The sequence below is a fragment of the Alteromonas sp. 4NH20-0104 genome (assembly GCF_057547795.1).
Window position 1 is genome coordinate 61730 of record NZ_BAAJLP010000019.1, and the last position, 24365, is coordinate 86094.

The window sequence follows — 24365 nt, forward strand, 5'->3', positions numbered from 1 at the left end:
GATTGGGCGCTTACTGTGACTGTGCCCAGTCTCCGGTTAGGTCAGAAACAATTTTATCGGCCATCCAGGTCAGGCTTGCTGGTAACGCCACACTGGTTGCCAGTGTCCGCAGGGCAATAAACTGGCCCTGTAACCACATAGCCACTCTTTCTTCAGGCAGTTCCCGGGGCAATTCGCCCACACTTTGCGCTTTGATAATGACCGCCTTAAAGGCTTCGCGTAAATTTGCCAGCGCCGTTTGCAGCGCATTTTTAACCCCTTCGGGCAATTCTGCCCAGTCGGCCTGAGTTTTGACTATTAAACACTGAATTTTGTGGGCGGCGCTGTCGTCCACTGTTAAAGGGGAGCGCAGAAATTCACGCAGCTGTTGCAGGGTATTATCACTGTTTGCCACCGCCATAATCTGCCCATGCAATACGTCGGTATAGTGGTTGAGGACTTCAAGATAAAGACCCTCTTTACTGCCGAAAGCCGAATAAATGCTGCCGGGCCGTTTATCCAGCGCTGTCTGCAAGTCGCGCATGCCGGTGCCCAGATAGCCTTTAAGCCAAAAAACCTCAGTTGCCTGTTGAATACTTTGTTCCCGTGGATAACCCATTCATCTACCTTATAACATATGATTTGAACGATCGCTCAAATATAGCTTGAACGATCGTTCATTCAGGCGCTATGGTAAAACTTCACCCGTCAAAAATAAAGGACAGCTATGACAGATTTTACCATTCACACAATGAACACCGCACCTGAGGCTTCCCAGCCGTTACTGGAAGACTCCATTGCTTCATTTGGCATGATCCCCAATTTACATGGGATCATGGCAGAGTCACCGTCGGTGTTGCTGAGCTATAAATTTTTACATACTCAGGCACAGAATACGTCATTCAGTGCAGAAGAGCTCACTGTTGTGTGGCAAACCGCAAATGTTGAACACGCTTGTCACTACTGCGTACCCGCACACACCGGTATTGCCAAAAGTATGAAAGTAGACGATAGCATCACCGATGCTCTGCGCAATAAAACCCCGCTGCCGGGCAAGCTCGAGGTGCTGCGCGAAACCACTAAAGCCATTCTGGTAGACCGGGGTAACCCTGATGCGGTACAACTCGCTGCATTCTTCGAAGTGGGTTACACCAAGCAGCAACTACTGGAAATTATTTTGATCCTGGCGCAGAAGGTGATGAGCAATTACATCAATCACCTGGCCGATACGCCCGTGGATAAAGCGTTTGCAAAGTATGAGTGGCATCCAGCCTGAATAAAACAGGGCCTGATGAGTCAGGCCCTGTTTAGTTACCAGATGCCGTCTTCGGTTTTGCCCTGAATCTCACAGTCACCGGTTTTGTACTCCGGTGTTTCACCGCGTTCGCGTTTATTAAAGTAATCTTTGCTGATACTGACAATAGTGGGTGTCATCCACATGATGGCAATAATATTGATGACAGACATCAAACCCAGCGCCATATCGGCGGCCGCCCAGACCTCGGGTAAAGCCGCCATGGAGCCCCAGAATATCATGGCAAGATAACCGCAGGTGTAGGCTATTCGGCCCATTTTATTATCGAGCTTGAACATATGCAGGTTACTTTCGCCGTAAGCATAGTTGGCCACCACCGAGGTGAACGAGAAGAAGCAAATGGCAGCGGCAACAAAGTCAGCACCGCCGGCACCAATGTGCGTTTCCATAGCTGACTGGGTCAGGCGGATGCCTTCCATCTGATCGCTGCTGGAGCCACCGGCCAGTAAAATAATAAATGCCGTAGCGGTACACAGCACCATGGTGTCGAGGAAAACGCCCAGCATTTGAATATACCCCTGAGAAACCGGGTGGTTAGGGTTGGGCGCTGCACTCGCTGCAGCATGAGGCACGCTACCAGAACCTGCTTCGTTGGAGTATAAACCACGTTGAATACCATTTTTCACGGCGGCACCCATAGCGCCTGCACCGGCTTCCTGAAGACCAAATGCCGATTGAATAATATTCATCAGCATGGCCGGTAACTCGGTGATATTGATTGCACAAACCAGTAACGCGGCGAGTACATAACTAATGCCCATGAACGGCACAACCCACTCAGCAAACCGGGCAATACCCCGTAAACCACCCACCACAATCAGCGCTGCCAGGGCAATAATCGCCATACCCGAATAGCTGGTGGGTATGTCGTAGGCGGCGTTCAGTGCATCGGTAATAGTATTGGCCTGAACGGCAGAAAAAATAAAGCCATAACCCAGAAATAAGCACAATGAAAACGCTACGGCAAGCCAGGTTTTATTGAGCCCCTGCTTAATATAATAGGCCGGTCCACCGCGAAACTCGCCATGATCGTCTTTAACCTTGTACAACTGGCCCAGCACACTTTCGGCAAAACCGGTTGCCATGCCGAGAAGAGCAATGACCCACATCCAGAAGATACTGCCAGCGCCGCCCAGCGAAATGGCTACCGCAACGCCCGCCAGATTCCCTGTACCTACGCGTGCTGAGAGGCTGGTACACAGTGCCTGGAATGAACTTATCCCTTCTTTATTGCTGGTGGTGCTGCCTTTCAGCAGACTGAACATATGGCCAAAGTGTTTAATTTGCACACCGCCGAGCTTGACGGTAAACCATATGCCGCATATGAGCAGCATATAAATAAGAACCTGGCCGTTACCCCAGAGAATATTATTAATAAACGCAACGATGTCGTTGAGCACTGAAGAAATCCTGTTTAATTATTATGTGGAAGGAGGTTACACCATCGTCTTGTTACGGATGATTGCGTTAACCGTAACAAGACACGCATATCAGTGTGCCGGTCTGAACGTATACTGTAAAGTAAAAACAACACGGACTTCGGTGACTTAGCGAAACGGAGTGATGTTACTGGCGCTGATATTGCTTTAAAAATGCCCAGATGATTTCGGACATGGGTAAGTCATCGGTGCTGCCCAGACCATACTTCGCCAGGATGTCTGCTTTAGGGCTGCCAGGCCAGGTATGGCCTGCCTGTTCTGAGCGGTAAAAAATCACTTCTACGTCGTCACGGCAGTCAGACCAGACGGTTTTAGTAATGCCTGCACGAATAGCAGTGGTAGTGGTGTTCTCACAGCCATTAAACTTAACCCAGTCCTCAATTGCCGGCTCTACGCCCTCGTGCCAGTAACGCGGCGAATCGGCCTGATGCTGATAGTGATTAACCGGATCCTGCGTGCCGTGGTAGGTGAGCACCGGCATGGCGCTGGCTGGCTCGCAATTATCGGCAAAGCGTACACCGGCAATGGGAGCGATAGCGGCAAAGGTATCTGCCAGATCGCAGGCCAGACGGCTGCTCATACGCGCACCACCAGAAAAGCCGGCAGCATAAATACGAGAAGCATCGATGGGGTAGTGCTGCGCCAGATGAGCAATCAGCCCTTTAATAAAGGCCACATCATTGTACGGGCTATCCAGTTGCTCAACATTCCAGGTTTGGCGACCACCAGGCTCATAGCTGAATTCGGCTTTGGGGGCGACGACAATAAACTTATGCTGTTCTGCCAGGCTTTCCAATTCATTCAGCTCGGCAATCTGTTTTGGTGTGGAGCCGGTACCATGAAAGTTGAATACGACAGGCAAGGGAGCCCCGCTACCGATATTGTCCGGCACAAACAGTCGCCAACTGCGCGACTGTCCATCAAGCTCTGCTGTTTGCTCTACAGGCTCTGATATTGCCGCTGAGGCTAGCAATAACAAAAAAGGGGATAACAGTTTAATGAGTGTTGCAGACAGGTTGTTAGGCATTGCACAGACATCTTTAGTGGGTGATGGCAAAAATGTACCATACCGCAGCAGTAAAAGGTGGGAAGTCTGAAAACAAAAACGCCAGTCATGCGACTGGCGTTCTTAATATGGCTGGGGTAGCAGGACTCGAACCTACGGATGGCGGGATCAAAACCCGCTGCCTTACCAACTTGGCTATACCCCAATCAACTGGGTGTGTTAGCTGATATTAAATCAACGTAACGAAAAAATGGCTGGGGTAGCAGGACTCGAACCTACGGATGGCGGGATCAAAACCCGCTGCCTTACCAACTTGGCTATACCCCAAATGGTGCGGAAGGAGAGACTTGAACTCTCACGCCGTGAAGCACTGGAACCTAAATCCAGCGTGTCTACCAATTCCACCACTTCCGCGCAGTGTCTCGCACATTAAAAAAACCATAAACTGGGTTTGCGAGGTTGGTGGCTACGGCGAGATTCGAACTTGCGACCCCATCATTATGAGTGATGTGCTCTAACCAACTGAGCTACGTAGCCTCCGATTGTTTTACTTCCCTCTCAGGAAGTGGCGCGTATTATGCGTATATGAACTGGGGTCGTCAACCCCTTTTTTAACTCATTTGTTCAACTGCTTAATATCTGTGCGTCAGCGCTGGAAATTCAGCCAAAACAGCCGCGGATGGCGTGTTTTTGTGCGAATTAATGTGTTTTTAGCATGGCAACGATAGCACCATCTAACGGAAATAAAAAAGCCCTCATCGCTGAGGGCCTGGTTATTTGCTAGTCAAATGCTTAGACATTAAAGCGGAAGTGGATCACGTCGCCGTCTTTAACGATGTAATCTTTACCTTCCAAACGCCATTTACCGGCATCCTTGGCACCTTGCTCGCCATTAAACTCAACAAAAGCGTCGTAGCCAACGATTTCAGCGCGAATAAAGCCTTTTTCAAAATCGGTATGAATTTTTCCAGCCGCCTGTGGCGCAGTAGAGCCTTCAGGGAAGGTCCAGGCGCGCACTTCTTTAACACCTGCGGTGAAATAGGTTTGCAGCGTCAGCAGGTTATAACCAGCGCGGATGACACGATTCAGTCCCGGCTCTTCCAGACCCATATCGGCCATAAACTCTTCGCGGTCTTCATCGTCCAGTTCGGCAATGTCTGACTCAATGGCGGCACAAACGGCAACCACCACGGCATTTTCACCTTCAGCAATGGCCCGTACCTGATCCAGATAAGGATTATTTTCAAAGCCGTCTTCATTTACGTTGGCAATGTACATGGTGGGCTTAAGGGTCAGCATGTTCATGTAGCTGATAGCCGCCAGTTCTTCTTTACTCAATTCCAGTGAGCGCAGCAGATGGCCTTCATCCAGTGTAGGTTTAATTTTTTCCAGTACTTTCAGCTCAAACTTCGCATCGGCATCACCACCTTTAGCCCGTTTAGCGACACGATGAATGGCTTTTTCAGTAGTTTCCAGGTCTGCCAGTGCCAGTTCGGTATTAATAATATCAATATCGTCCTGTGGGCTGACTTTACCGGCAACGTGTACAATGTTTTCATTGTCAAAGCAGCGTACCACATGACCAATCGCGTCGGTTTCACGGATATTGGCCAGGAATTTATTACCCAGACCTTCACCTTTAGAGGCACCTTCAACCAGGCCCGCAATATCCACGAACTCCATAGTAGTGGGGATAACGCGCTGGGGATTAACGATTTCTGCCAGCTTATCTAAGCGCAGATCCGGCACCGGTACCACACCGGTATTGGGTTCAATGGTACAGAACGGAAAGTTTGCAGCCTCGATACCCGCTTTGGTTAATGCATTGAATAACGTTGACTTACCGACGTTCGGCAGGCCGACAATGCCACATTTAAATCCCATAATGGAGCCCTTGAAAATTTGAAGTTAATTATCTGCTTTAAAACTATGAAGGCGATTTTGCGCCATTTTCAGATCGTTTTTAAGTAAAATTTCAGTACAACGAACTGCCTCATCAATCGCTTGTTCAATTGCTTCTCTTTCTTGTTGCGCAGGTTTACCCAGCACGTGGCCGGTGACTTTGCTTTTATGGCCCGGATGGCCAATGCCAATGCGCAAGCGTAAAAAGTCACGATTATTGCCCATCCGCGAGACGATATCCCGAATGCCGTTCTGACTTGAGCTGCCACCCACTTTAAACTTGGCAACGCCTGGCGGTAAATCCAGCTCATCAAAAGCAACCAGCATTTGTGAGGGCTCTATACGATAAAAGTTCGCCAGCGCGGCAACAGACTGCCCGCTTTTATTCATAAACGTTGTGGGGTAGAGCAAACGGATGTCCTGACCAGCAAGGGTAATTCGGGCAGTTTTGCCAAAGAATTTGCTTTCAGGAGAAAGAGAGGTATTAAACGTCGATGCGAGTTCTTGTAAAAACCACGCTCCCGCATTGTGGCGTGTTTGTTCGTATTCGGGGCCTGGATTACCCAGGCCCACAATAAGACGAATGTCTGCCAAGGGAATTATTCCTCAGTAGCGTCTTCTTCACCTTCTGCTTCGTCAGCGGCTGGCGCTTTTGGCGCTGGCTTGATAGTTACCACAGCAAGGTCGTGTGCTTCGTCTTCTTTAGCCAGTTCTACAGAAGAAACGCCTGCTGGCAGAGTCAGATCTGACAGGTGCAGGGTTTGATCCATTTCAACGTTAGCCATGTCTACTTCGATGAACTCAGGCAGGTCTTTAGGCAGACAAGTGATTTCAACTTCGTTTACGTGGTGTTCAGCAATACCACCGTCTTTAACGGCCTGGCACTGTTCTTCGTTGATGAAGTGAATTGGAACAGAAGTGTGTACGTCCTGACCAGCGATTACACGTTGGAAATCCAGGTGAGTAATCTTAGGCTTGAACGGGTGACGTTGTACGTCTTTCAGCAGTGCATCAACTTGCTTACCATCGATGTTCAGTTTCAGAACATGTGAGTAAAACGCTTCAAAATCAGCAGCGTTGATTACTTTGTTGTGGTCAAGAGTTAAAGATACTGGCGCTTCTTCGCCACCGTAAAGGATCGCAGGTACTTTGTCAGCATGACGAAGGCGGCGGCTCGCACCTTTCCCCAGGTCAGTACGGACTTCTGCATCCAGATTAAAAATCGCATCAGACATCAGATGTCTCCAAAATAATAAAAAATGATTGTTCACAGATTTTTGCGACCAAAATCTGCCATGAAAAGGTAATTCAGCCGTTAAAAGCGTAAAATAATTACCTTGCCCTAAATTAAAAGGCGGCGAATTCTACCACCCGATGCCAGAAGATACAAACCTCAAAGGGATTTTAATTTACGCGGGCCTGTCTTCGGTGGCGAGGCATGGCTGTCATCGAGTACTTTCACCGTATCGACTTCGAGTAATTCGCCAAACTGGGTGGTGGTAATGATGTCTTTATTGACACTGCCGTTGATTTCAACCACCAGGCCGTCAAGGCGATAGGCGGTGGGCAAATGTCGCAGGGTATAACGCTGATTATCGTTGGTCAGCAGCGCAAAAAAACCACCTTCAAACTGTTTATACACAATAGTACCGGTAAAAACCGTAGTGGCCTGAGCAGAACTCATGGCATTTTCTTTGTTCACTGGCGATGACTCCTTACTGTCAGCACAGGCCCAAAGCCCGTCTGCCATGGCAATGATTAAAAGTACTGCACTTAAGGTTCGCATTTTTGATTACCTGTTAGTTTCGTTAGTGCCTCAAAATTACAGTATGCAGGGCTTAGCCTGAACGGGCAATGAATTACCCAAAGGGGAGCGAAAAGGTGCGGCTGACCCTGTTAAACCCACAGCACACGGCAGACGCCTGGCTCTGCTAAAAGGCAGTATGTTAGAACTTAACACTCAGCGTTAGTGAGCAGGGGATTGCTGGTCAGGTTCATCTGCCACGTAATGCTATTGCCAATGTCAGACACAATTAAGGAAGACTGGATGCACTATTTTCATAAGTTTATGGCTGGCTTTATCTGCTTGCTAAGCGTTATGTCGCCGCTGAGTGCCGCGCAGCAAAGTGACGATATAGCGCCTTATAATGCGACGCTCGATAATTTCGAATACCCCTTTGACGTTGCCAGATTCTCTTTTACCAGCCAGGGACAAACTCTGTCGATGGCTTATATGGATATAAAACCAGAAAAAGTGACAGGAACCGTCGTGTTGCTGCATGGCAAAAATTTTGCTGGTTTTTACTGGGAGCGCGTGGCCCGTGAATTAGTGGCCAGGTCGTACCGGGTGATTGTGCCAGACCAGATAGGGTTTGGTAAATCCAGCAAACCTGAACACTACCAGTATTCGTTTGCGGGTCTGGCTAATAATACCAGGCAACTGCTGGAGCACATTGAGGTTGAGCAGGCGATAATTGTTGGTCACTCCATGGGCGGTATGCTGGCGGTAAAATTCGCTAAGTATGTAAAAGATAAAACTGCACGAGTTATTTTAATTAACCCCATCGGACTGGAAGACTATCTTAAATGGGTAGATTACCAGGACCCGCAGGTGTTTCTGGCCAATGAACTTAAAAAAACACCAGAGAGTCTTCGCCGTTATCAGCAGAAAAACTACTATGACGGTAAATGGCGGCCAGCCTATCAGGAGTTGCTTGAACCGCATATCGGCCAGTTGAAACACCCTGACTACCCACGTGTTGCGATGAATAATGCGTTAACTTATAACCCCATATTCAGCGAACCCATTGTGAATGATCTACCCCAGCTAACGGTGCCAGTAACCCTGATCATTGGCACCCGGGACCGAACCGGTCCGGGCAGAGCGTTTAAGAAACCCGGCGTGACTTATAAGCTTGGGCAGTATCAGGTGCTGGGTAAAAAAGTTGCCGATACGCTACAAAAAGGCACGCTCATCGAACTCGATGGATTAGGGCATATGCCGCAGTTTGAAGACTGGACACGTTTTAAGGCGGCTTTCATTCCTTTATTCGACCAATAGCCTAACGGGATGCAGGCGGTGTTGCACTGCCTTCTTCTTTAGCCACCGTTGTATTTAATTCATCGAGCTTTGCCCTGGTAAAATCCAATTGCTCTTTTAGCAGTGATTTTTCTTCGCTGTCGGCCTCTTTTATGGCGGCCTGCAGCGCTGTAATTTGCGATTCCAGCGCAACCCTGTCTTGCTGTACGGCTTCGGCTTCTTCAGCCTTATCAAAAATAACCGCTTCAGGGCGGCTTTGCTCCGGCTCCGGGGTTTTTGCTTTTTTGGGCGCCGTAGGGATCATAACGTTGCCCGGCTCCTGGGGCCGGGTATTGGTAAAGGCCGGAGAGACTATTTCAATTCCTGCCTGATGGAGACTGTCGAGCACCGCTTTATGTAACTTTGAGCGCGCGCTAAGCATACTTTTAACATCAGTGAGCAAGCCGGCAATACGATAAGAAACCGAAAAATCCCCTAACGCAATAACTTGCACAAAGCTGTCTTCCAGGCCGCATTCTGCGGCGGCCACCAGTAAGTGTTTCTCTACTTTAGCATGGTGTATTTCGTAACCCAGGCTCAGTTCAACCGAGATAATAGCCCCTGAGGAACGCACCACCGTCAACGGGCTGTTAACGAGGGTTGAATTCGCAAATGAAATTAGCTCCCGGGTTTCGGTTTGAATTTCGGTGTCCAGCAGCCCCATCTCCGCCACGCGGCCAAAGAAGCCATTTACCCTGACAAAATCCCCAATCCGGAAAGGCTTATTGAAACGTAAGACTAAACCGGCCATGACATTGGTCATAATGGATGTAGAAGAGAAAGCCACCATACCCGAGAGTAAAATACCGATCAGAGCGAGGATTTGGTTTTGAATTGCTTCACTGACCGGCAGGGTCAGGACGATAGCAATAACGCCTACAATGTTAGCAACCAACAGGGTGAGTTGTCGGGGGAGTTTTTTTTCACCGCTCAGATGTGAGTGGCGTTTTAATAACAGCCAGTTTAACAGGGAGAGAAAAAGCGTGACTAATACCAGACTGACTAACAGTGGCCAGAATAAGGCGATGGACTGGGGCAGCAAACGAAGGTCTCTGGTGCAGCGAAAATATGAAACTACATTAGCGGTTTATCAGCCACTGCGCAACTTAGCTGTCGATGGCTTGGTCACTGGCAATCACTACCCGGTTACGACCTTCCTTTTTTGCCTGGTAAAGGGCGTCATCGGCTAATTTTAAAAGCGCAGAAGGGTTGGTGCTGGTCGTTGGGATTACACTGCATACACCCACACTTATGGTGTAGCTAATTATCTCGTTGCGGTATTTAACCGGTACTGAGGCGGCACTCTCTCGTAACGATTCGGCAAGGGTGGCGATACGGCCTTTTGATTCATTACAAACCAGCAGGCAAAATTCTTCACCACCTATACGGGCCGGGAGATCGCTGGCGCGGCCACTGACGCGCTGGATCAGTGCTGAAAGAGACTGAATGACATGGTCGCCTGCCTGATGGCCCAGTGTGTCATTGATCTGTTTGAAGTGATCGATATCCAGCATCAGCACACCGATAAGAGACTGGTTACGTCTGGCGCGCTGGATTTCTTCACTAAACCGCTTGTCAAAGTAGCGCCGGTTGGCAAGGCCGGTTAAGGGATCAGTTAAGCTTAAGCGCTCCAACTCCTTGTTCATGATCTGCAACTTCTGCATGGCAACTTTCAATTCTCTGGTCTGCTCGTTGACTTTCAGTGACAGTTCTTCTTTGACTCGCCGTTCGATACCGAGCAGACGCTGCTGAGCCGCAACCTCACTTACTTTGGCTTTGGCTGCTTCATTGGACATTTGCAAGGCGATATTCTGTGCTTCAGAACGCATCTTGCGATCCCGGTTTATGCGCTCGGCCAGGGCCATAGACAGCAACAGCACTTCAATTGTCACGCCTATATTTTGTAAATAATGCAGTTCGATAACGTAGGGAATAACATCATTGAGGCCGAGAATTAAGATGATTGTGCTGGCGATAAGTACCGACCAGGACAGTGTGAGGTACTTGGCTGATTTGTCGCCTTTCATCCACAGATAGCCAGACACACCAATGGCAAACAAACAGTTTATAAGCCCGAATATATCGATTATGGGAATGACTATCGCCGCGGGGACAACCGGCGCCAGTAGCAGTATTGCCAGCCACAGATAACAGACAATCTGACTGCTTAGATTAAGAAACACACCACGGTGTTTAAGCAGCAGAAACTGCCGGATGAACATTAATGCTGCAAAAAAGCCAAGTGGCACAAGAAGCCGGTATGCGTAGGCAAGAAATGCCGGATAGTCTGACCATAGCCAGGCGACCCCGGCACCATTCATTATCAGGGTATAAGCCGCCATGGTAGCGACATAAAAACAGTAGGCGGCAAACGCTTTGTGACGCAGGAATAGAAAAAGCGATAAATTGTAGCCAAACATGGCAAACAACACGCCGTAAAATAACCCGAGATACCAGTTTCGCTGTAGCTGGTGGTCGCGAAAGCTTTCCTCTGGCCACAGGGTTATCGGCAGTAAAGCTTTTTCTGACGGTAGCATTCGCAGGTACAGGATGTTAACGCTATCGCTTCTCAGTGACAGGGTTATCGCAAAGGGGAACTCATCGGCAGAATCAGGCGGAATTTGCCAGTCCGTAAACTGGCCTGATGCTATCACTGCGTTAGCGGATTCATTGTAGTGAAACCATTCGATGGATTTCACCAGCGGCCAGTCAAGCGTCATTACCCACGATGATGGTGCTCCCGGCATTCTTTGAAGCGGGATCTTAACCCAGATATACGACTGGCCAGAACCTAAAAAAAGCGATGAACTGTGATGAAACTGCCAGTCCTTATCGGGTAATCCCCGAATTTGTTTGAGGGACATTTTACTGAAAGCTTCGAAGTAATACATACCTCCGTTTAAATGCACGTGGTCAGTACCGGCTGTTAAGGTATTAACGTGTTGGGGCTGGTCGGAAACCGGGCTGTTTTCGGCACCAATACAGGGAAAAAGCATCAGACAAAACAGAAAGATACTTACCTGTGCTCGAAAGGATGTCATGAAAAGAAGAGGCCGGTTCACCATCATTCTTTAACTATAGCAACAGCTCACTGATTTGCCTGAACAGCGCAACAGGCAGGCAATAAAAAAGCCAGCAATGCTGGCTTTTGAAAACGAATTATCAGTGCTTAGTATTCAAACATTGCAGAAATTGACTCTTCATTGCTGATACGACGGATTGTTTCAGCGAGCATCTCAGACAGCGTAAGTTGTTTGACTTTACCAATCGCCGCCATGTCAGTGCTCAATGGAATACTGTCAGTAACAATAATCTCATCAATCACAGATTCTTTAAGGTTGTTGGCTGCGTTGCCCGAGAAAATAGCGTGGGTAGCATAGGCATAAACCTTACGTGCACCATGGGCTTTCAGGGCTTCCGCCGCTTTCGCCAGGGTACCGCCGGTGTCGATCATGTCATCAACGATAATACAGTCGCGATCCTTAACGTCACCGATAATGTTCATTACCTGGGCTACGTTAGCTTTCGGACGGCGTTTATCGATAATAGCCAGATCGGTATCGTTAAGGAGTTTAGCTGTAGCGCGAGCCCGCACTACACCGCCAATATCTGGCGAAACCACGATGGGCTCAACGAAATCACGCTGAAACATATCGTTTAACAGGATTGGTGTTCCGAACGCGTTGTCTACCGGTACGTCAAAGAACCCCTGGATTTGCTCGGCGTGCAGGTCGATGGTTAATACGCGGTCAACGCCTACGTTAGACAGAAAGTCAGCAACCACTTTGGCCGTAATCGGCACCCGGGCCGAACGCACCCGGCGATCCTGGCGCGCATAACCAAAGTAAGGAATAACCGCAGTGATTCGGCCAGCTGATGCACGACGCAGGGCGTCAATCATCACAATAAGCTCCATCAGGTTATCATTGGTAGGTGCACAGGTAGACTGGATAATAAAAACGTCCGAACCACGGACGTTTTCATGAATTTCTACTGCTATCTCGCCGTCGCTAAAACGGCCAACTGTGGCATTTCCAAGTTTGGTATAGAGGCGATTGGCAACTTTCTGGGCTAGTTCAGGAACAGCGTTACCTGCAAAGAGCTTCATGTCTGGCACAAGTGTTTCCTCAGTGCATTTTAAGTAGGAGGTGGCTGGGGTAGCAGGACTCGAACCTACGGATGGCGGGATCAAAACCCGCTGCCTTACCAACTTGGCTATACCCCATCAATGTTAGTCGTTCTGGCTCAGGACACCTGTTGTAATTTTAATTGAAGCGGTGAGGTATTTACGCCTTTGGCAACGAATCCGTACCAGTTTTCAGGAAGCGCTTGCTGCACTGCCTTTGCCTGATCCGGGTCACTAAATGTAGCAAATACGCACGCGCCTGTGCCTGTCATCCTCGACGGTGCGTAGTGTAACAACCACTGTAATAATTTTGCAACTTCCGGTTGGCTTTTACAGACAATTTTCTGACAATCATTTTGCGTTGCATCAAAAGTATAATGCTGCCAGTTCATTGCTGGGGTATCGCGCGGTAAATCTGGATGTGAAAACACCTCTGCAGTGCTTATATTCACCCCGGGGAACACCACCAGATACCAGCTGTCATCGAGGCTGACAGGATGTATCTGCTCGCCTACACCCGCGGCGAAAGCCGTTTTCCCGTGTACAAAAATCGGTACATCTGCACCCAGTTCCAGACCCAGTTCAGCCAAAGCCTCAGTGGACAGACCACACTGCCAAATATGATTCAGAGCCACCAAAGTGGTCGCGGCGTTAGACGAGCCTCCGCCAATGCCACCACCCATAGGTAATTGTTTTTCAATGTAAATGTCGCACCCTTGGGATGTGTTGGTATGGTTTTGCAACAACCTGGCGGCACGGTAAATTAAGTTATCTTCAGTATTAACCCCGGAAATGGGGGTTGCCAGCCTGATGATGCCGGTGTGATTGGCTTCAAACGCCAGTGCGTCACCCACATCGAGCATTTGGAAAAGGGTTTGCAGCAGGTGATAACCTTTCTCGTTGCGGCCCAGGATATGTAAAAACAAATTGAGTTTGGCCGGGCTCGGCCACCAGTCGCGACTTAATTGAGTGTCCATTGCGAGATTCTTATTTTTATCCACTGTTCAGGCTGAGCCGTATTGGTCAGTTTTATATTGTGAGGCAGGAAAACGTCATCTACCTGCCCGTACTGCGCATAGTCTACCTGCCAGCCGGCGCACTGGCGACAGCCAGGCTTGAGCTGTTTTAACAGGCCGTTTTCGTTCAGGGTATAATTATCGCCGGCCCGGGGCACGCCTTTCACCCAGCTTAATAACTGCTCTAGTGGAATGTCCCAGCCGGTAGTCTGGTAGAGCAGGGCGGTCGCCGAAGGATCGGTGTATATTTCATCGTCAGCCTCCAGCCGTGCCCCATCCTCGCTTTGTTGCATATCGACCAGGGTAACACCTAAAAAGTTACTGAGTCTGAAGGTAAATAAGGGGTCCGTCACCTGCCAGCGAAGTGTGGCACTGACCGATTTTTCCGGCTCTTTTAAAGCCAACTTACCATTAATATTCCAATGCTTAATGGCGTCAAGCTTGATCAGCTGAGCCGGTAAGTTAATCTGCCCCTGGGGGGCCTGCGGACGTGTTGCACAGGCACTGAGAAGGATTACAAACAGAAAGATAAATACCTGACGAAACACGGGCTAACCTATAAAATCTATCGGGTTGATAGTTGAACATAGAACTATCGACACTTTCAATCATTTTGGCTTTTTCGTACAATGCCGCTCCATTGTAGCCGTAAACGAACCCCATGACCCTGATTGCCCTCGGAATTAACCACAAAACTGCTCCGGTTGAGTTGCGCGAAAAAGTAGCGTTCACACCGGATTCGCTGGTTGAGGCGTTGTCGTCATTAAACCACCTGAATGGCGTTGAAGAGTCGGTGATTGTGTCTACCTGTAATCGCACCGAAGTTTATGTGTCTTCCGAATCGAGCTGTGCCGACCAACTCATTGAATGGCTGGCAGATTTTCATAATGTTGATGCCAGCCAGTTAAGTGCGAATGCCTACATTTATGAACAGGCTGCCGCCATTGAACATGTGATGAAAGTGGCCAGTGGGCTGGACTCACTGGTTCTTGGTGAACCGCAAATTCTGGGCCAAATTAAACAGGCTTACAATAATGCCAAGCACTCTGGCATGGTGAATACTCAGTTTGATAAATTGTTTCAGCATACCTTTGCCGTAGCCAAGCGGGTTAGAACCGAAACCGAGATTGGTGCGAATGCGGTCTCGGTGGCTTTTGCCGCGGTGCAACTGGCAAAACACATTTTCGCCCGTTTACCTGAGCGCTCAGTATTATTGGTGGGTGCCGGAGAAACCATTGAACTGGTTGCCCAGCACCTTAAAGAACAGGGCGTTCAGAAACTGGCCGTTGCGAATCGCACCCGGGCCCGTGCGGAGAACCTTGCAGGCACGCTGGGTGCTGAGGTTATGACCCTGAGTCAGCTACCGGAAACATTGCACAAATTTGATATTGTGATCAGTTCAACCGCTAGTCAGCTGCCGCTAATTGGTAAGGGGATGGTAGAGGATGCGCTCAAACAGCGCCGTAACCTGCCGATGTTTATGGTTGACCTGGCCGTGCCCAGGGATATAGAAGCCCAGGTCAACGAATTAGGCGACGCCTACCTGTACACTGTGGATGACTTGCAGCACATTGTGCAACAAAATATGGCTTCCCGTGAGCAGGCCGCTGAAGAAGCTGTTAAAATTATCCAGCAGCAGGTCATTAGCTACTTACAGTGGCAACAGTCCCGGCAAACGGTGGATTTGGTTAAACAATACCGCGATCGCGGCAATCTGCAGCGTCAGGAACTGGTCGACAAAGCATTAAAACAACTGCAGGAAGGCAAAGCGGCCGAGACGGTAGTTGAAGAGCTGGCTTACAAGTTAACCAATAACTTATTACATGCACCTACCCGTGCATTGCGGGATGCGTCAACGCAGGTTGAACAGCACACCACAAAGTGGCTGAGTCGGGTGTTTGAACTGGACAATGACGAGTCCAGATAATCTGTATTTTATTTCAGGAAAAGTATGAAAGAATCCGTTGTCATTAAGTTGGAAAACCTGGTTGAACGTTTTGCTGAGGTACAAGCGCTGTTGAGCGATCCCGGCGTAATAGGGGATCAGGATAAATTTCGTTCCTTATCAAAAGAATTCAGCCAGTTAGAAGACGTTGTTGCGGGTTTTAACGCGTATAAACAAGCGGAAGAAGATTTAGCGTCTGCCGAAGAAATGATGGCCGAAGATGATGCTGAGATGCGGGAAATGGCGCAGGAAGAAATGAAAGCGGCCAAGCAGGAAATAGAGCGTCTGGAAGCCGATTTACAAATCCTGCTGTTACCCCGCGATCCGAATGACGACCGAAATTGCTTCCTCGAAATCCGGGCGGGTGCCGGGGGCGACGAAGCGGCCATTTTTGCCGGCGACTTGTTCCGCATGTATAGCCGCTATGCTGAAACCAAGGGCTGGCGTATCGAAATGGTCAGTGCTAACGAAGGTGAGCATGGTGGGTTCAAAGAGGTGATTGCCAACGTAACCGGCGAAGGCGCTTATGGTGTACTGAAGTTTGAGTCTGGTGGTCACCGTGTGCAACGTGTTCCGGAAACAGAGTCTCAGGGGCGCGTTCATACCTCTGCCTGTACCGTGGCAATATTACCCGAAATACCGGAATCAGAAGCCATTGAGATCAATCCGGCTGAACTGCGCATCGATACCTTTCGAGCTTCCGGTGCCGGTGGTCAGCACGTTAACAAAACCGACTCGGCTATTCGGATTACGCACTTGCCTTCAGGCGTGGTAGTTGAATGTCAGGACGAGCGGTCGCAGCATAAAAACCGGGCGAAAGCGATGTCTGTTCTGTCGGCCCGGCTAAACCAGATTGAAGAAGATAAGCGTGCCGCCGAAGAAGCCTCGACACGCCGCAACCTGGTGGGCAGCGGAGACCGCTCTGAACGAATTCGTACCTATAACTTTCCCCAGGGCAGGGTTACAGACCACCGCATTAACCTTACTTTATATCGTCTGGACGAAGTTATCGAAGGGAATCTGGGTCTGCTGCTTGAACCTATCCGTCAGGAACATCAGGCTGATCTGCTGGCCTCGCTGGCCGACGACTAACAGTGCACCAAAAGGATACCGATCCTGTTACGATTGCCCGGGCGCTGGCCTGGGCAACGAGTGAACTGCAACAAGGCGAATCACCTGCCGTAGATAGCCGGGTTTTACTCTGTGCCGTGCTGGAATGCCAGCGCACCTATCTGTTTACCTGGCCCGATAAGTCGTTAACGTCATCTCAGTATAGCCACTTTAAAAATCTTATCGCCAGACGTCGTGAAGGCCACCCTGTGGCCTATCTTACCGGTACGCGTGAGTTTTGGTCATTAACTCTCAAGGTCAATGAAAGCACGCTGATCCCACGCCCTGAAACCGAATTGCTGGTTGAAACCGCCCTGGCGCTGGCGTTGCCCGATACTGCCAGCGTCTGTGATCTGGGCACCGGGACGGGAGCAATTGCGCTGGCTTTAAAAACGGAAAAACCGGCCTGGCACCTTACTGGTGTGGATCGCATCTCCGAAGCGCTTGACCTGGCGGCGGCAAATGCGCAGCTGAATGGCCAGTTAACGGTTAACTGGCTGCTTAGTCACTGGTTCGATGCCATGGCTCCAGCCAATCAGTTTGACCTGATTGTCACCAATCCTCCGTATGTAGAATCTGACAGTGAGTATTTGCAGCAGGGCGATGTGCGGTTTGAGCCTGCGTCTGCGCTGACCGCTGGTGTGGATGGACTGGAAGATATCCGTGACATTATTCAACGGGCCCCTGATTTTTTAACATCAGGTGGTTGGTTGTTAATAGAACACGGGTATACTCAGCATGAGTCGATAAAGGAGCTTTTCGAAGAGCGAGGGTTTAGCGGCTGCCAGGGCATAGACGATTTAAACGGATTGCCAAGAATTACACTGGCTCAGTGGCGAAAATCCTAGCTTCTACATAAGCTTAAGGGAACTGAAATACTCAGACAGGATGGATATGCAGAATGAACGATGACGAGTTTTTGTTTGTCGCTGACGATGATGAACCTGAGGCGGACGAAGTTGGCTACTGGAAGGTATTAATCGTTGATGATGAGCCAGAAGTTCACGCCATTACCAAACTGGCGCTAAACGACTTTACGCTGAACGGCAGAGCGCTGACCTTTATGAGTGCCTTCGATGGCGAAGAAGCCAAGCGGGTACTGCGCGCACATAACGATATTGCCGTAGTGCTCCTCGATGTGGTGATGGAGTCAGACGATGCTGGTCTTAGAGTCGCCGATTACATTCGAAATGACCTGGAAAACCATTTTACCCGGATCATTCTGCGCACCGGTCAGCCTGGTCAGGCACCGGAAAAAGACGTCATAATTAACTACGATATCAATGATTATAAATCCAAAACGGAACTGACTGCGCAGAAGCTCTTTACGGTTATCATTGCCGCATTGCGCTCTTATCGTGACATCATTGTTATTGAGGAAGCCCGGGCAGGACTGGAAAAAATCATTGATGCGTCGGCCGACTTATTTTCCTCGCGCTCACTGGAAGGGTTTATGCGAGGCCTGATCCAACAGCTGGCCTCTATTCTGGGCGGAGCGAAAAACGCTGCGTATATTACCTCTGCCGTGGCACTGCCTAAACCCGTCAGCCAGGCGGGCGAGATGTATATTTTTGCCGGTAACGGTGAATATGCCGGTAAAGAAGGCTACCGGCTCAAGGATTCACTTAACGAGTTTGAATATAAGCTGTGCCAGGATGCGCTGCAACAACAGCAGGTGGTGTATGCTGAAGAGCATCTGGTTGCATATTGTCGCAGTGATAAAAATCACGGGTCGTTGCTATTTTTAACCGGTTTACCGCGCCCGGTAAACGATATCGACAAACGCCTGGTGCAAAAGTTTACTGAAAATGTGCAGCTAGCCTTTGATAATCTGCTCGACAGTGCCGAGCTGAACGAAACTCATCATGAGATTGTGCAGCGCCTGGGCGATGCTATGGACAGCCGTGAAACCGATGAGTACCATGCCCAGCGCTTAAATCACATGAGCGAGTTATTAGCTCGCCTGGCAGGAATGCCCGAGGCTGAAATTCAGCAACTTCTGACCGCTTTGCCGCTGCATAACGTGGGTAATTCCTTTGTGCCGTATTCGTTGCTGAATAAAGACGCACCGCTTACGAGTGAGGAATACCACGAGATTCAGAAGCATGCCGAATTTGGCTACCGAATTTTTAAAGATTCCAAACGGCCGGTAATCAGGCTGGCTGCACAACTGGCTCGTCATCACCACGAACGGTGGGACGGCATGGGCTACCCTGACGGTCTGGCCGGTAATAACATTAGCTTGCAAAGCCGTATACTGGCTATTCTGGATGCCTATGATGCGCTGCGCAATAAACGTAGTTATAAGCCAGCCTGGTCGCTGGAGGAAACAGTGGATACCCTTAAAAATGCTGCAGGCAAACAATTTGACCCGACGTTAGTCGATCTGTTCTTAAAGCATATCGACAGGTTTGAGGTGATTCAGAGTCAATACGCCGGCTGATGCCCGTTAGCCGGTCATAACAACAAGAAATCAAGGAGTGCTAGTTTTATGTACATGATGGCTAAACACCTGCATCTGACCGCTGTGGGTCTGAGTATTTTGCTATTTGTTATCCGCTTTTTATATGGCCAGATGAATCCCGCTTTTTTGCAAAAGAAATGGGTTAAGATCGTTCCACATATTATTGATACCGTTTTGTTACTCAGTGCCGTGTGGCTTTGTGTCATCCTGGCTCAGTATCCTGTAGTTAATGGCTGGCTAACGTTCAAAGTGATTGGTGTGATCGCTTATATTGGCCTGGGGATGATGGCCTTAAAGCGGGCTAAAACACCGCCATTAAAGTGGGGCGCCTTTTTAGCCGCGCTGATTGTGCTGGCGTTAACCGCGAAGGTTGCTGTTACCAAACAGGTGTTTTTCTTATAACCGGAAGTTGTTTTATGACTAATATTAATCAGGTAACCGTGGGTGATATTACGGTTGCCAACGACAAGCCATTTGTTTTGTTTGGCGGAATGAATGTGCTGGAATCCAGAGATATGGCAATGCAGATTGCCGAGCACTATGTGGAAGTGTGCGCCAAACTGAATATTCCGTACGTGTTTAAGGCGTCGTTCGACAAAGCGAATCGGTCCTCGGTGCACTCCTATCGGGGGCCGGGTATGGACGATGGCCTGAAGATTTTTGAAGAGATAAAAAGCACTTTTAATGTGCCGATCATTACCGATGTTCATGAGCCTTTTCAGGCAGCGCCTGTCGCGGAAGTCGTTGACGTCATTCAGCTTCCGGCGTTCCTGGCCCGACAAACTGATTTAGTGGTTGCCATGGCTGAAACCGGCGCGGTTATTAATGTAAAGAAACCACAGTTTCTGGCGCCACATGAAATGCGCCACATTATTAAAAAGTTCGGTGAAGCGGGTAACGACAACATTATCTTATGTGAACGGGGCACCAGCTTTGGCTATAACAACCTGGTAGTCGATATGCTCGGTATGGATGCAATGAAAGACTATGCGCCGGTTATATTCGACGCCACGCATGCCTTGCAGAAACCAGGTGGCAGGGAATCATCCGCCGACGGCAGACGTGCTCAGGCTGCACAATTAGCGCGTAGCGGGATGGCGCTTGGCCTGGCTGGTCTCTTTATTGAGTCACACCCGAATCCGGATGTAGCGAAATGTGATGGCCCCTGCGCTTTGCCGTTATCAAAATTGCAGGGATATCTGGAACAAATGAAGGCAGTCGATGAGCTGGTTAAGCAGTTTGCGCCGCTGGATACCAGTGCTCAGTAGGAAGATTCGTTAAGGTAAGACCTGAAATGCTGTGCTGAAGAGTTCAGCACAGCATTTGTCAGGTGTGAAGGCCAGGAAATTACTCAGTGCGAGTGGTTGCTTCCTGGTCAGGCAGTAAATTGCTCTCGCGGGCGATGAGCAAAGCGCCATTGTTTTTTGACTGTTGTTGCAGGGTTTCATTAACCTGATTGATAATGCTCAACTCAATGTTGAGAGCCGGTTGGTCGATACTGATTTCTACTAATACCATGGCAGTGTTAACAGGCTGTAATTGTGATGCCTGTAGTTCATTTGCTAAAGTGGTAGCCGACCAGCCCATAGTGGCCAGCAATAATACTGCTGTAAGTTGTTTTTTCATATTCACACCTAAATAAAATAATAAAGTTAATTGTATTAAAAATGTTAAAAATTAACATTTTTAAACCTGGTTAACCTTCTGCCTTTAAAGAAGATTTTCCAAATTTCGGGTGAATAATAGACAGTTTATGCAGTCCTGAAAAATGAAAAAAATTACCTTATTTGGATTAGAAAAACTTATGAGTATTTCATCGCGTCATCAGCCCGGTTGTGGTGCCTGATGCAGCGTCGTTTACCCCCCTTAAATGCCCTTAAGGCCTTTGAAGCCGCGGCACGACATTTGAGCTTTACCCGCGCAGCGGACGAATTGTTCGTTACCCAGGCGGCCGTGAGCCATCAAATTAAAGCATTAGAAGATTTCTTATCGCTGAAATTATTTATCCGGCGTAACCGCACCCTGCTGCTCACTGAAGAAGGGCAGGCTTATTTTTTAGAGTTGAAGGATATTTTTAAGAACCTTCAGGATGCGACTGAGCGTTTGCTTGCCAGAGGCAGTAAAGGGGCTATTACCGTAGCAACACCGCCGAGTTTTGCCAGTCAGTGGCTGGTACCAAGAATCAGTCAGTTCAGTCAGTTGTTCCCGGATATTGATGTACGTTTGAAGGCTATCGACTTTGATGAAGGCTTTTTAACTGATGATATCGACGTCGCTATTTATTATGGGCGCGGCAGATGGAACGGCATTCAGGCAGACAAGCTGCATACCGAATTTCTAACGCCGCTTTGTTCACCCAGCTTATTTCAGGGCGCAAAGCAGCTGAAAACGCTGTCGGACCTTAAGCATCATGTATTGCTCCATGATTCCAGCCGGGCTATCTGGAAAATGTGGCTGCAGCATTTTGGTGTTGCTGGCGTAAATGTCAATCAGGGGCCGGTGTTCAGTCACTCCATGATGGTGATGCAGGCGGCGGCGTTGGGGCAGGGTATCGCCCTGGGAAATTCGGTGCTGGCAAAGCCTGAGCTCGATGCAGGTCGGTTAATTATGCCCTTCGAAGAGAAACTTGAGAGCCGGGATGCTTATTATCTGGTGTATCATGAGGGACAGGGTGATATGGGTAAGATTGCCGCTTTTCGTGAATGGGTGGTTAATTTAGTCAAAGAGGAACAAGCTTTTGTCTGAGTGGTATGTGGATACGCCCGCGCAACCGGTAGCCACCATTATTTTAGCTCATGGTGCTGGCGCAGGCGCAGAGTCAGAGTTTATGGTCGATATGGCCGCGCAACTGGCCGCATTGAATATTAATGTGGTGCGGTTTAATTTTGAGTATATGGCAACCATAAAAGCCACCGGTAAAAAACGGCCGCCGGATAAAATGCCCAAACTGGAAACGTGTTTTCAGTCGGTGATTGCGAGTGTGCAAAATAAATGGCCGGATTTGCCTTTATTTATTGGCGGAAAGAGCATGGGAGGGCGTGTTGCCACCCTTATCCTGGAACAATCCGAGGCACTGGGAGCCATTGCGTTAGGGTATCCCTTCCATCCACCGGGCAAGCCTGAAAAGCTCCGCACTGAACATCTCCTCCCGTTGCAAAAGCCGCTGCTAATTATTCAGGGTGAACGGGATACCTTTGGTCGTCGCGAAGAAGTGGAAAGCTACGGGCTGCCTGCTTCAATTCAAACTGCGTACCTGGCCGATGGCGACCACAGTTTTAAACCCCGTAAGGCCAGCGGCCTGACCCAGGGCGAGCATATCCAAAGCGCCGCTGTGCTGAGTCTGGCGTTTATAAAGGCAATAATATGAGAACGTATTTGTTAATAGGCGCCTTACTGGCTTTACTCGGTGTGATGCTTGGCGCGTTTGGGGCTCACAGCCTCAAAAATATCCTCGACGCCAATGCCCTGGCCACCTTTGAAGTGGGTGTCCGATACCAGTTGTACCATGCGCTCGCGGTAATTGTGCTGGGCGGACTGGCAGCGCAGGCAAACCTGCGTTGGTGTAGGCGTGCAGCGCTGCTTTTTATTGTCGGCTGTGTCCTGTTCAGTGGCAGTATTTATTTACTGGCATTAACCGGTATGAAGTGGTTCGGGCCCATTACGCCACTGGGTGGTATGTGTTTTATGGCTGGTTGGGTGGCGCTGGTCATCGGCCTGATAAAAGGGCCAGTGCAAGGTGAGGTTGAATCATGAGTGTCGCCACACAGAGTATTATTGCCTATTGTCGGGCCGGTTACGAAGTGGATACTGGTAATGAGCTGACGGCTATTGCCACAGAACGTGAATTATACGGTTTCCCGGTGTTTAAACCAGGAGAGGGTTACGTTCGTTTTCAGTTTCATAGCGCAGAAGATGCCGCTAAGTTTGTTAACGACGTGCCAGTGCAGGAGACTATCTTTCCTCGCCAATTATTTTTGCTGCTGGGAGAAGTTCAGCTCGAGGATAAGTCTGATCGCATCGGGCCACTATTGGACTCGCTTAATGAGCAAGCGCATGAACGGTGCGGTACATTATGGGTAGAATATCCCGATACTGATGACGGCAAAACGCTGGCAAAGCTGTGTCGCAAACTCGCAGTGCCTTTACGTCAGGCTTTACGCGCTAAAGATTATCTCAGTCGCAAAGAGCAGCTTAACTTACCCGCCTTTCATCTGTTTTTTACCTCTGGTGAACATTACTTTATTGGCCTTAGTCAGGCAAAGCGCCGCAGTCCTTTTGAAAACGGCATCTGCCGGTTAAAGTTTCCGCCCAAAGCACCAAGTCGCTCTACACTTAAGCTGGAAGAAGCATTGTTGACTATGCTGACAGCCGGGCAACGGGAAGCTATTTGTCGTCCAGGGGCCCGGGCGGTGGACCTTGGTGCATGCCCTGGCGGCTGGACTTATCAACTGGTTAGCAGAGATATGCATGTTGAAGCAGTAGATAATGGTAAAATGGCAGATGACCTGATGGCCACTGGTCTGGTAGACTATCGCGCCGAAGACGGTTTTAAGTATCGTCCGCAGATGGGCCATGTTGAGTTGCTGGTCTGCGATATGATTGAAAAACCCGACAGGGTGGCGGTACTCATGGCGAACTGGTTAACCCGTAATTGGGCCACCCACGCAATTTTTAATTTGAAATTGCCCATGAAACGCCGCTATGAGACCGTGCGCACCGCAATTGACGCGGTGGGATCACAATTAGCGTCAGCTAATATCAATGCACGTATGGTTATTCGTCACCTCTACCATAATAGGGATGAGGTAACGGTTGCCGTGATCCGCGAGAATTAAAGTAATTTATCTTTTAAAACAGTAATTTAGTTGAAAATGGCCGAGTTTTCGCTGGATAAGTTTTAGTCTTTTTTCATAAAGGACTATAAATCCGGTATGGAAATCCTATATAATCGCGCCGTTTTTTTTACTCTGAACCAACGAAAGTG

The 24365-nt window shown here is 49.0% G+C and carries 25 protein-coding genes and 5 tRNA genes; 12 read left to right on the plus strand and 18 right to left on the minus strand.

The window, feature by feature from the left end; genetic code table 11:
- Positions 1-10: 10 nt before the first annotated feature.
- A complete protein-coding gene (locus AC27IB_RS14310) occupies positions 11-598 on the minus strand; it encodes a TetR/AcrR family transcriptional regulator (protein ID WP_487121737.1) in 588 nt (195 codons plus the stop codon).
- A 108-nt stretch (positions 599-706) separates the two neighbouring features.
- Between AC27IB_RS14310 and AC27IB_RS14315 the strand changes: the two genes are divergently transcribed.
- On the plus strand, positions 707-1255 hold the full coding sequence (locus tag AC27IB_RS14315; protein ID WP_296043643.1) for a carboxymuconolactone decarboxylase family protein: 549 nt from the start codon (positions 707-709) through the stop codon (positions 1253-1255).
- A 35-nt stretch (positions 1256-1290) separates the two neighbouring features.
- Here the strand turns inward: AC27IB_RS14315 and AC27IB_RS14320 are convergent, their stop codons facing one another.
- From AC27IB_RS14320 to AC27IB_RS14365, 10 genes are all read right to left on the minus strand, one after another.
- Complete coding sequence (locus AC27IB_RS14320; protein WP_296043641.1) at positions 1291-2694, minus strand: alanine/glycine:cation symporter family protein; 1404 nt, start codon at positions 2692-2694, stop codon at positions 1291-1293.
- Positions 2695-2860: 166 nt separating this feature from the next.
- Positions 2861-3790 (minus strand): CE1 family esterase, encoded by a 930-nt coding sequence (locus AC27IB_RS14325; protein ID WP_487121740.1) that lies wholly within the window; start codon positions 3788-3790, stop codon positions 2861-2863.
- A 78-nt stretch (positions 3791-3868) separates the two neighbouring features.
- Positions 3869-3944 (minus strand) — tRNA-Gln (locus AC27IB_RS14330).
- A gap of 46 nt (positions 3945-3990) precedes the next feature.
- A tRNA-Gln gene (locus AC27IB_RS14335) sits at positions 3991-4066 on the minus strand.
- A 2-nt stretch (positions 4067-4068) separates the two neighbouring features.
- A tRNA-Leu gene (locus AC27IB_RS14340) sits at positions 4069-4153 on the minus strand.
- Positions 4154-4199: 46 nt separating this feature from the next.
- Positions 4200-4276 (minus strand) — tRNA-Met (locus AC27IB_RS14345).
- 255 nt (positions 4277-4531) lie between these two features.
- Positions 4532-5623: a redox-regulated ATPase YchF gene (gene ychF, locus AC27IB_RS14350; protein WP_296043638.1), complete on the minus strand. Its 1092-nt coding sequence runs from the start codon at positions 5621-5623 to the stop codon at positions 4532-4534.
- A 24-nt stretch (positions 5624-5647) separates the two neighbouring features.
- On the minus strand, positions 5648-6235 hold the full coding sequence (pth, locus tag AC27IB_RS14355; protein WP_487121742.1) for an aminoacyl-tRNA hydrolase: 588 nt from the start codon (positions 6233-6235) through the stop codon (positions 5648-5650).
- 5 nt (positions 6236-6240) lie between these two features.
- Complete coding sequence (locus AC27IB_RS14360) at positions 6241-6876, minus strand: 50S ribosomal protein L25/general stress protein Ctc (protein WP_487121744.1); 636 nt, start codon at positions 6874-6876, stop codon at positions 6241-6243.
- 158 nt (positions 6877-7034) lie between these two features.
- Entirely contained in the window at positions 7035-7427 is a 393-nt protein-coding gene (locus AC27IB_RS14365) for a hypothetical protein (RefSeq protein ID WP_487121746.1), read from the minus strand.
- Between the two features lie 234 nt (positions 7428-7661).
- On the opposite strand from AC27IB_RS14365, the gene AC27IB_RS14370 reads away from it, so the two are divergent.
- Positions 7662-8702 (plus strand): alpha/beta fold hydrolase, encoded by a 1041-nt coding sequence (locus tag AC27IB_RS14370; protein WP_487121748.1) that lies wholly within the window; start codon positions 7662-7664, stop codon positions 8700-8702.
- A gap of 1 nt (position 8703) precedes the next feature.
- Here the strand turns inward: AC27IB_RS14370 and AC27IB_RS14375 are convergent, their stop codons facing one another.
- From AC27IB_RS14375 to lolB, 6 genes are all read right to left on the minus strand, one after another.
- Positions 8704-9762: a mechanosensitive ion channel family protein gene (locus AC27IB_RS14375; RefSeq protein ID WP_487121750.1), complete on the minus strand. Its 1059-nt coding sequence runs from the start codon at positions 9760-9762 to the stop codon at positions 8704-8706.
- A gap of 64 nt (positions 9763-9826) precedes the next feature.
- Positions 9827-11761, minus strand: coding sequence for a sensor domain-containing diguanylate cyclase (locus AC27IB_RS14380; RefSeq protein WP_487121752.1), 1935 nt, complete (start codon positions 11759-11761; stop codon positions 9827-9829).
- Positions 11762-11889: 128 nt separating this feature from the next.
- The gene (locus tag AC27IB_RS14385) at positions 11890-12837 is read right to left on the minus strand and encodes a ribose-phosphate pyrophosphokinase (protein WP_123326992.1); all 948 of its coding nucleotides are present in this window, start codon (positions 12835-12837) and stop codon (positions 11890-11892) included.
- A gap of 32 nt (positions 12838-12869) precedes the next feature.
- Positions 12870-12945, minus strand: a tRNA-Gln gene (locus AC27IB_RS14390).
- A gap of 20 nt (positions 12946-12965) precedes the next feature.
- Complete coding sequence (gene ispE / locus AC27IB_RS14395; protein WP_487121755.1) at positions 12966-13823, minus strand: 4-(cytidine 5'-diphospho)-2-C-methyl-D-erythritol kinase; 858 nt, start codon at positions 13821-13823, stop codon at positions 12966-12968.
- Positions 13808-14410, minus strand: coding sequence for a lipoprotein insertase outer membrane protein LolB (lolB, locus tag AC27IB_RS14400; protein ID WP_296043615.1), 603 nt, complete (start codon positions 14408-14410; stop codon positions 13808-13810). The genes ispE and lolB overlap by 16 nt, the downstream gene beginning before the upstream one ends.
- A gap of 113 nt (positions 14411-14523) precedes the next feature.
- Between lolB and hemA the strand changes: the two genes are divergently transcribed.
- From hemA to kdsA, 6 genes are read left to right on the plus strand one after another with little or no spacing between them, the layout of a single operon-like run.
- Positions 14524-15789, plus strand: a complete 1266-nt coding sequence (gene hemA, locus AC27IB_RS14405; protein ID WP_487121757.1) for a glutamyl-tRNA reductase — start codon at positions 14524-14526, stop codon at positions 15787-15789.
- Positions 15790-15813: 24 nt separating this feature from the next.
- Positions 15814-16899: a peptide chain release factor 1 gene (gene prfA / locus AC27IB_RS14410; RefSeq protein ID WP_296043612.1), complete on the plus strand. Its 1086-nt coding sequence runs from the start codon at positions 15814-15816 to the stop codon at positions 16897-16899.
- Positions 16900-16901: 2 nt separating this feature from the next.
- Complete coding sequence (gene prmC / locus AC27IB_RS14415) at positions 16902-17765, plus strand: peptide chain release factor N(5)-glutamine methyltransferase (RefSeq protein ID WP_296043611.1); 864 nt, start codon at positions 16902-16904, stop codon at positions 17763-17765.
- Positions 17766-17818: 53 nt separating this feature from the next.
- Positions 17819-19360 carry a DUF3369 domain-containing protein gene (locus AC27IB_RS14420; protein ID WP_487121760.1) on the plus strand — a complete coding sequence of 514 codons (1542 nt, stop codon included), beginning with the start codon at positions 17819-17821 and terminating at the stop codon, positions 19358-19360.
- 48 nt (positions 19361-19408) lie between these two features.
- Positions 19409-19783, plus strand: a complete 375-nt coding sequence (locus tag AC27IB_RS14425; protein WP_296043606.1) for a SirB2 family protein — start codon at positions 19409-19411, stop codon at positions 19781-19783.
- 14 nt (positions 19784-19797) lie between these two features.
- The gene (gene kdsA, locus AC27IB_RS14430; protein WP_296043604.1) at positions 19798-20649 is read left to right on the plus strand and encodes a 3-deoxy-8-phosphooctulonate synthase; all 852 of its coding nucleotides are present in this window, start codon (positions 19798-19800) and stop codon (positions 20647-20649) included.
- A 79-nt stretch (positions 20650-20728) separates the two neighbouring features.
- Here the strand turns inward: kdsA and AC27IB_RS14435 are convergent, their stop codons facing one another.
- Entirely contained in the window at positions 20729-21007 is a 279-nt protein-coding gene (locus AC27IB_RS14435) for a hypothetical protein (protein WP_487121762.1), read from the minus strand.
- 219 nt (positions 21008-21226) lie between these two features.
- Between AC27IB_RS14435 and AC27IB_RS14440 the strand changes: the two genes are divergently transcribed.
- From AC27IB_RS14440 to rlmM, 4 genes are read left to right on the plus strand one after another with little or no spacing between them, the layout of a single operon-like run.
- Positions 21227-22126, plus strand: coding sequence for a transcriptional regulator GcvA (locus AC27IB_RS14440; protein ID WP_296043599.1), 900 nt, complete (start codon positions 21227-21229; stop codon positions 22124-22126).
- Positions 22119-22748 (plus strand): alpha/beta family hydrolase, encoded by a 630-nt coding sequence (locus AC27IB_RS14445; RefSeq protein WP_487121763.1) that lies wholly within the window; start codon positions 22119-22121, stop codon positions 22746-22748. Before AC27IB_RS14440 ends, AC27IB_RS14445 begins: the two co-directional genes overlap by 8 nt.
- Entirely contained in the window at positions 22745-23134 is a 390-nt protein-coding gene (locus AC27IB_RS14450; protein WP_487121765.1) for a DUF423 domain-containing protein, read from the plus strand. The genes AC27IB_RS14445 and AC27IB_RS14450 overlap by 4 nt, the downstream gene beginning before the upstream one ends.
- Positions 23131-24216, plus strand: a complete 1086-nt coding sequence (gene rlmM, locus AC27IB_RS14455; protein WP_487121767.1) for a 23S rRNA (cytidine(2498)-2'-O)-methyltransferase RlmM — start codon at positions 23131-23133, stop codon at positions 24214-24216. The genes AC27IB_RS14450 and rlmM overlap by 4 nt, the downstream gene beginning before the upstream one ends.
- The last annotated feature ends 149 nt before the right edge of the window (positions 24217-24365 follow it).

Excerpts from the sequence above, each read along its gene's own strand:
- AC27IB_RS14425 (WP_296043606.1), top strand. The coding sequence starts at position 19,409 with ATGTACATGATGGCTAAACACCTGCATCTGACCGCTGTGGGTCTGAGT.
- hemA (WP_487121757.1), top strand. The coding sequence starts at position 14,524 with ATGACCCTGATTGCCCTCGGAATTAACCACAAAACTGCTCCGGTTGAG.
- prfA (WP_296043612.1), top strand. The coding sequence starts at position 15,814 with ATGAAAGAATCCGTTGTCATTAAGTTGGAAAACCTGGTTGAACGTTTT.
- rlmM (WP_487121767.1), top strand. The coding sequence starts at position 23,131 with ATGAGTGTCGCCACACAGAGTATTATTGCCTATTGTCGGGCCGGTTAC.
- AC27IB_RS14370 (WP_487121748.1), top strand. The coding sequence starts at position 7,662 with ATGTCAGACACAATTAAGGAAGACTGGATGCACTATTTTCATAAGTTT.
- ispE (WP_487121755.1), bottom strand. The coding sequence starts at position 13,823 with ATGGACACTCAATTAAGTCGCGACTGGTGGCCGAGCCCGGCCAAACTC.
- AC27IB_RS14315 (WP_296043643.1), top strand. The coding sequence starts at position 707 with ATGACAGATTTTACCATTCACACAATGAACACCGCACCTGAGGCTTCC.
- kdsA (WP_296043604.1), top strand. The coding sequence starts at position 19,798 with ATGACTAATATTAATCAGGTAACCGTGGGTGATATTACGGTTGCCAAC.
- AC27IB_RS14310 (WP_487121737.1), bottom strand. The coding sequence starts at position 598 with ATGGGTTATCCACGGGAACAAAGTATTCAACAGGCAACTGAGGTTTTT.
- AC27IB_RS14380 (WP_487121752.1), bottom strand. The coding sequence starts at position 11,761 with ATGACATCCTTTCGAGCACAGGTAAGTATCTTTCTGTTTTGTCTGATG.
- AC27IB_RS14435 (WP_487121762.1), bottom strand. The coding sequence starts at position 21,007 with ATGAAAAAACAACTTACAGCAGTATTATTGCTGGCCACTATGGGCTGG.
- AC27IB_RS14365 (WP_487121746.1), bottom strand. The coding sequence starts at position 7,427 with ATGCGAACCTTAAGTGCAGTACTTTTAATCATTGCCATGGCAGACGGG.
- AC27IB_RS14450 (WP_487121765.1), top strand. The coding sequence starts at position 22,745 with ATGAGAACGTATTTGTTAATAGGCGCCTTACTGGCTTTACTCGGTGTG.
- ychF (WP_296043638.1), bottom strand. The coding sequence starts at position 5,623 with ATGGGATTTAAATGTGGCATTGTCGGCCTGCCGAACGTCGGTAAGTCA.
- AC27IB_RS14420 (WP_487121760.1), top strand. The coding sequence starts at position 17,819 with ATGAACGATGACGAGTTTTTGTTTGTCGCTGACGATGATGAACCTGAG.
- AC27IB_RS14440 (WP_296043599.1), top strand. The coding sequence starts at position 21,227 with ATGCAGCGTCGTTTACCCCCCTTAAATGCCCTTAAGGCCTTTGAAGCC.
- AC27IB_RS14360 (WP_487121744.1), bottom strand. The coding sequence starts at position 6,876 with ATGTCTGATGCGATTTTTAATCTGGATGCAGAAGTCCGTACTGACCTG.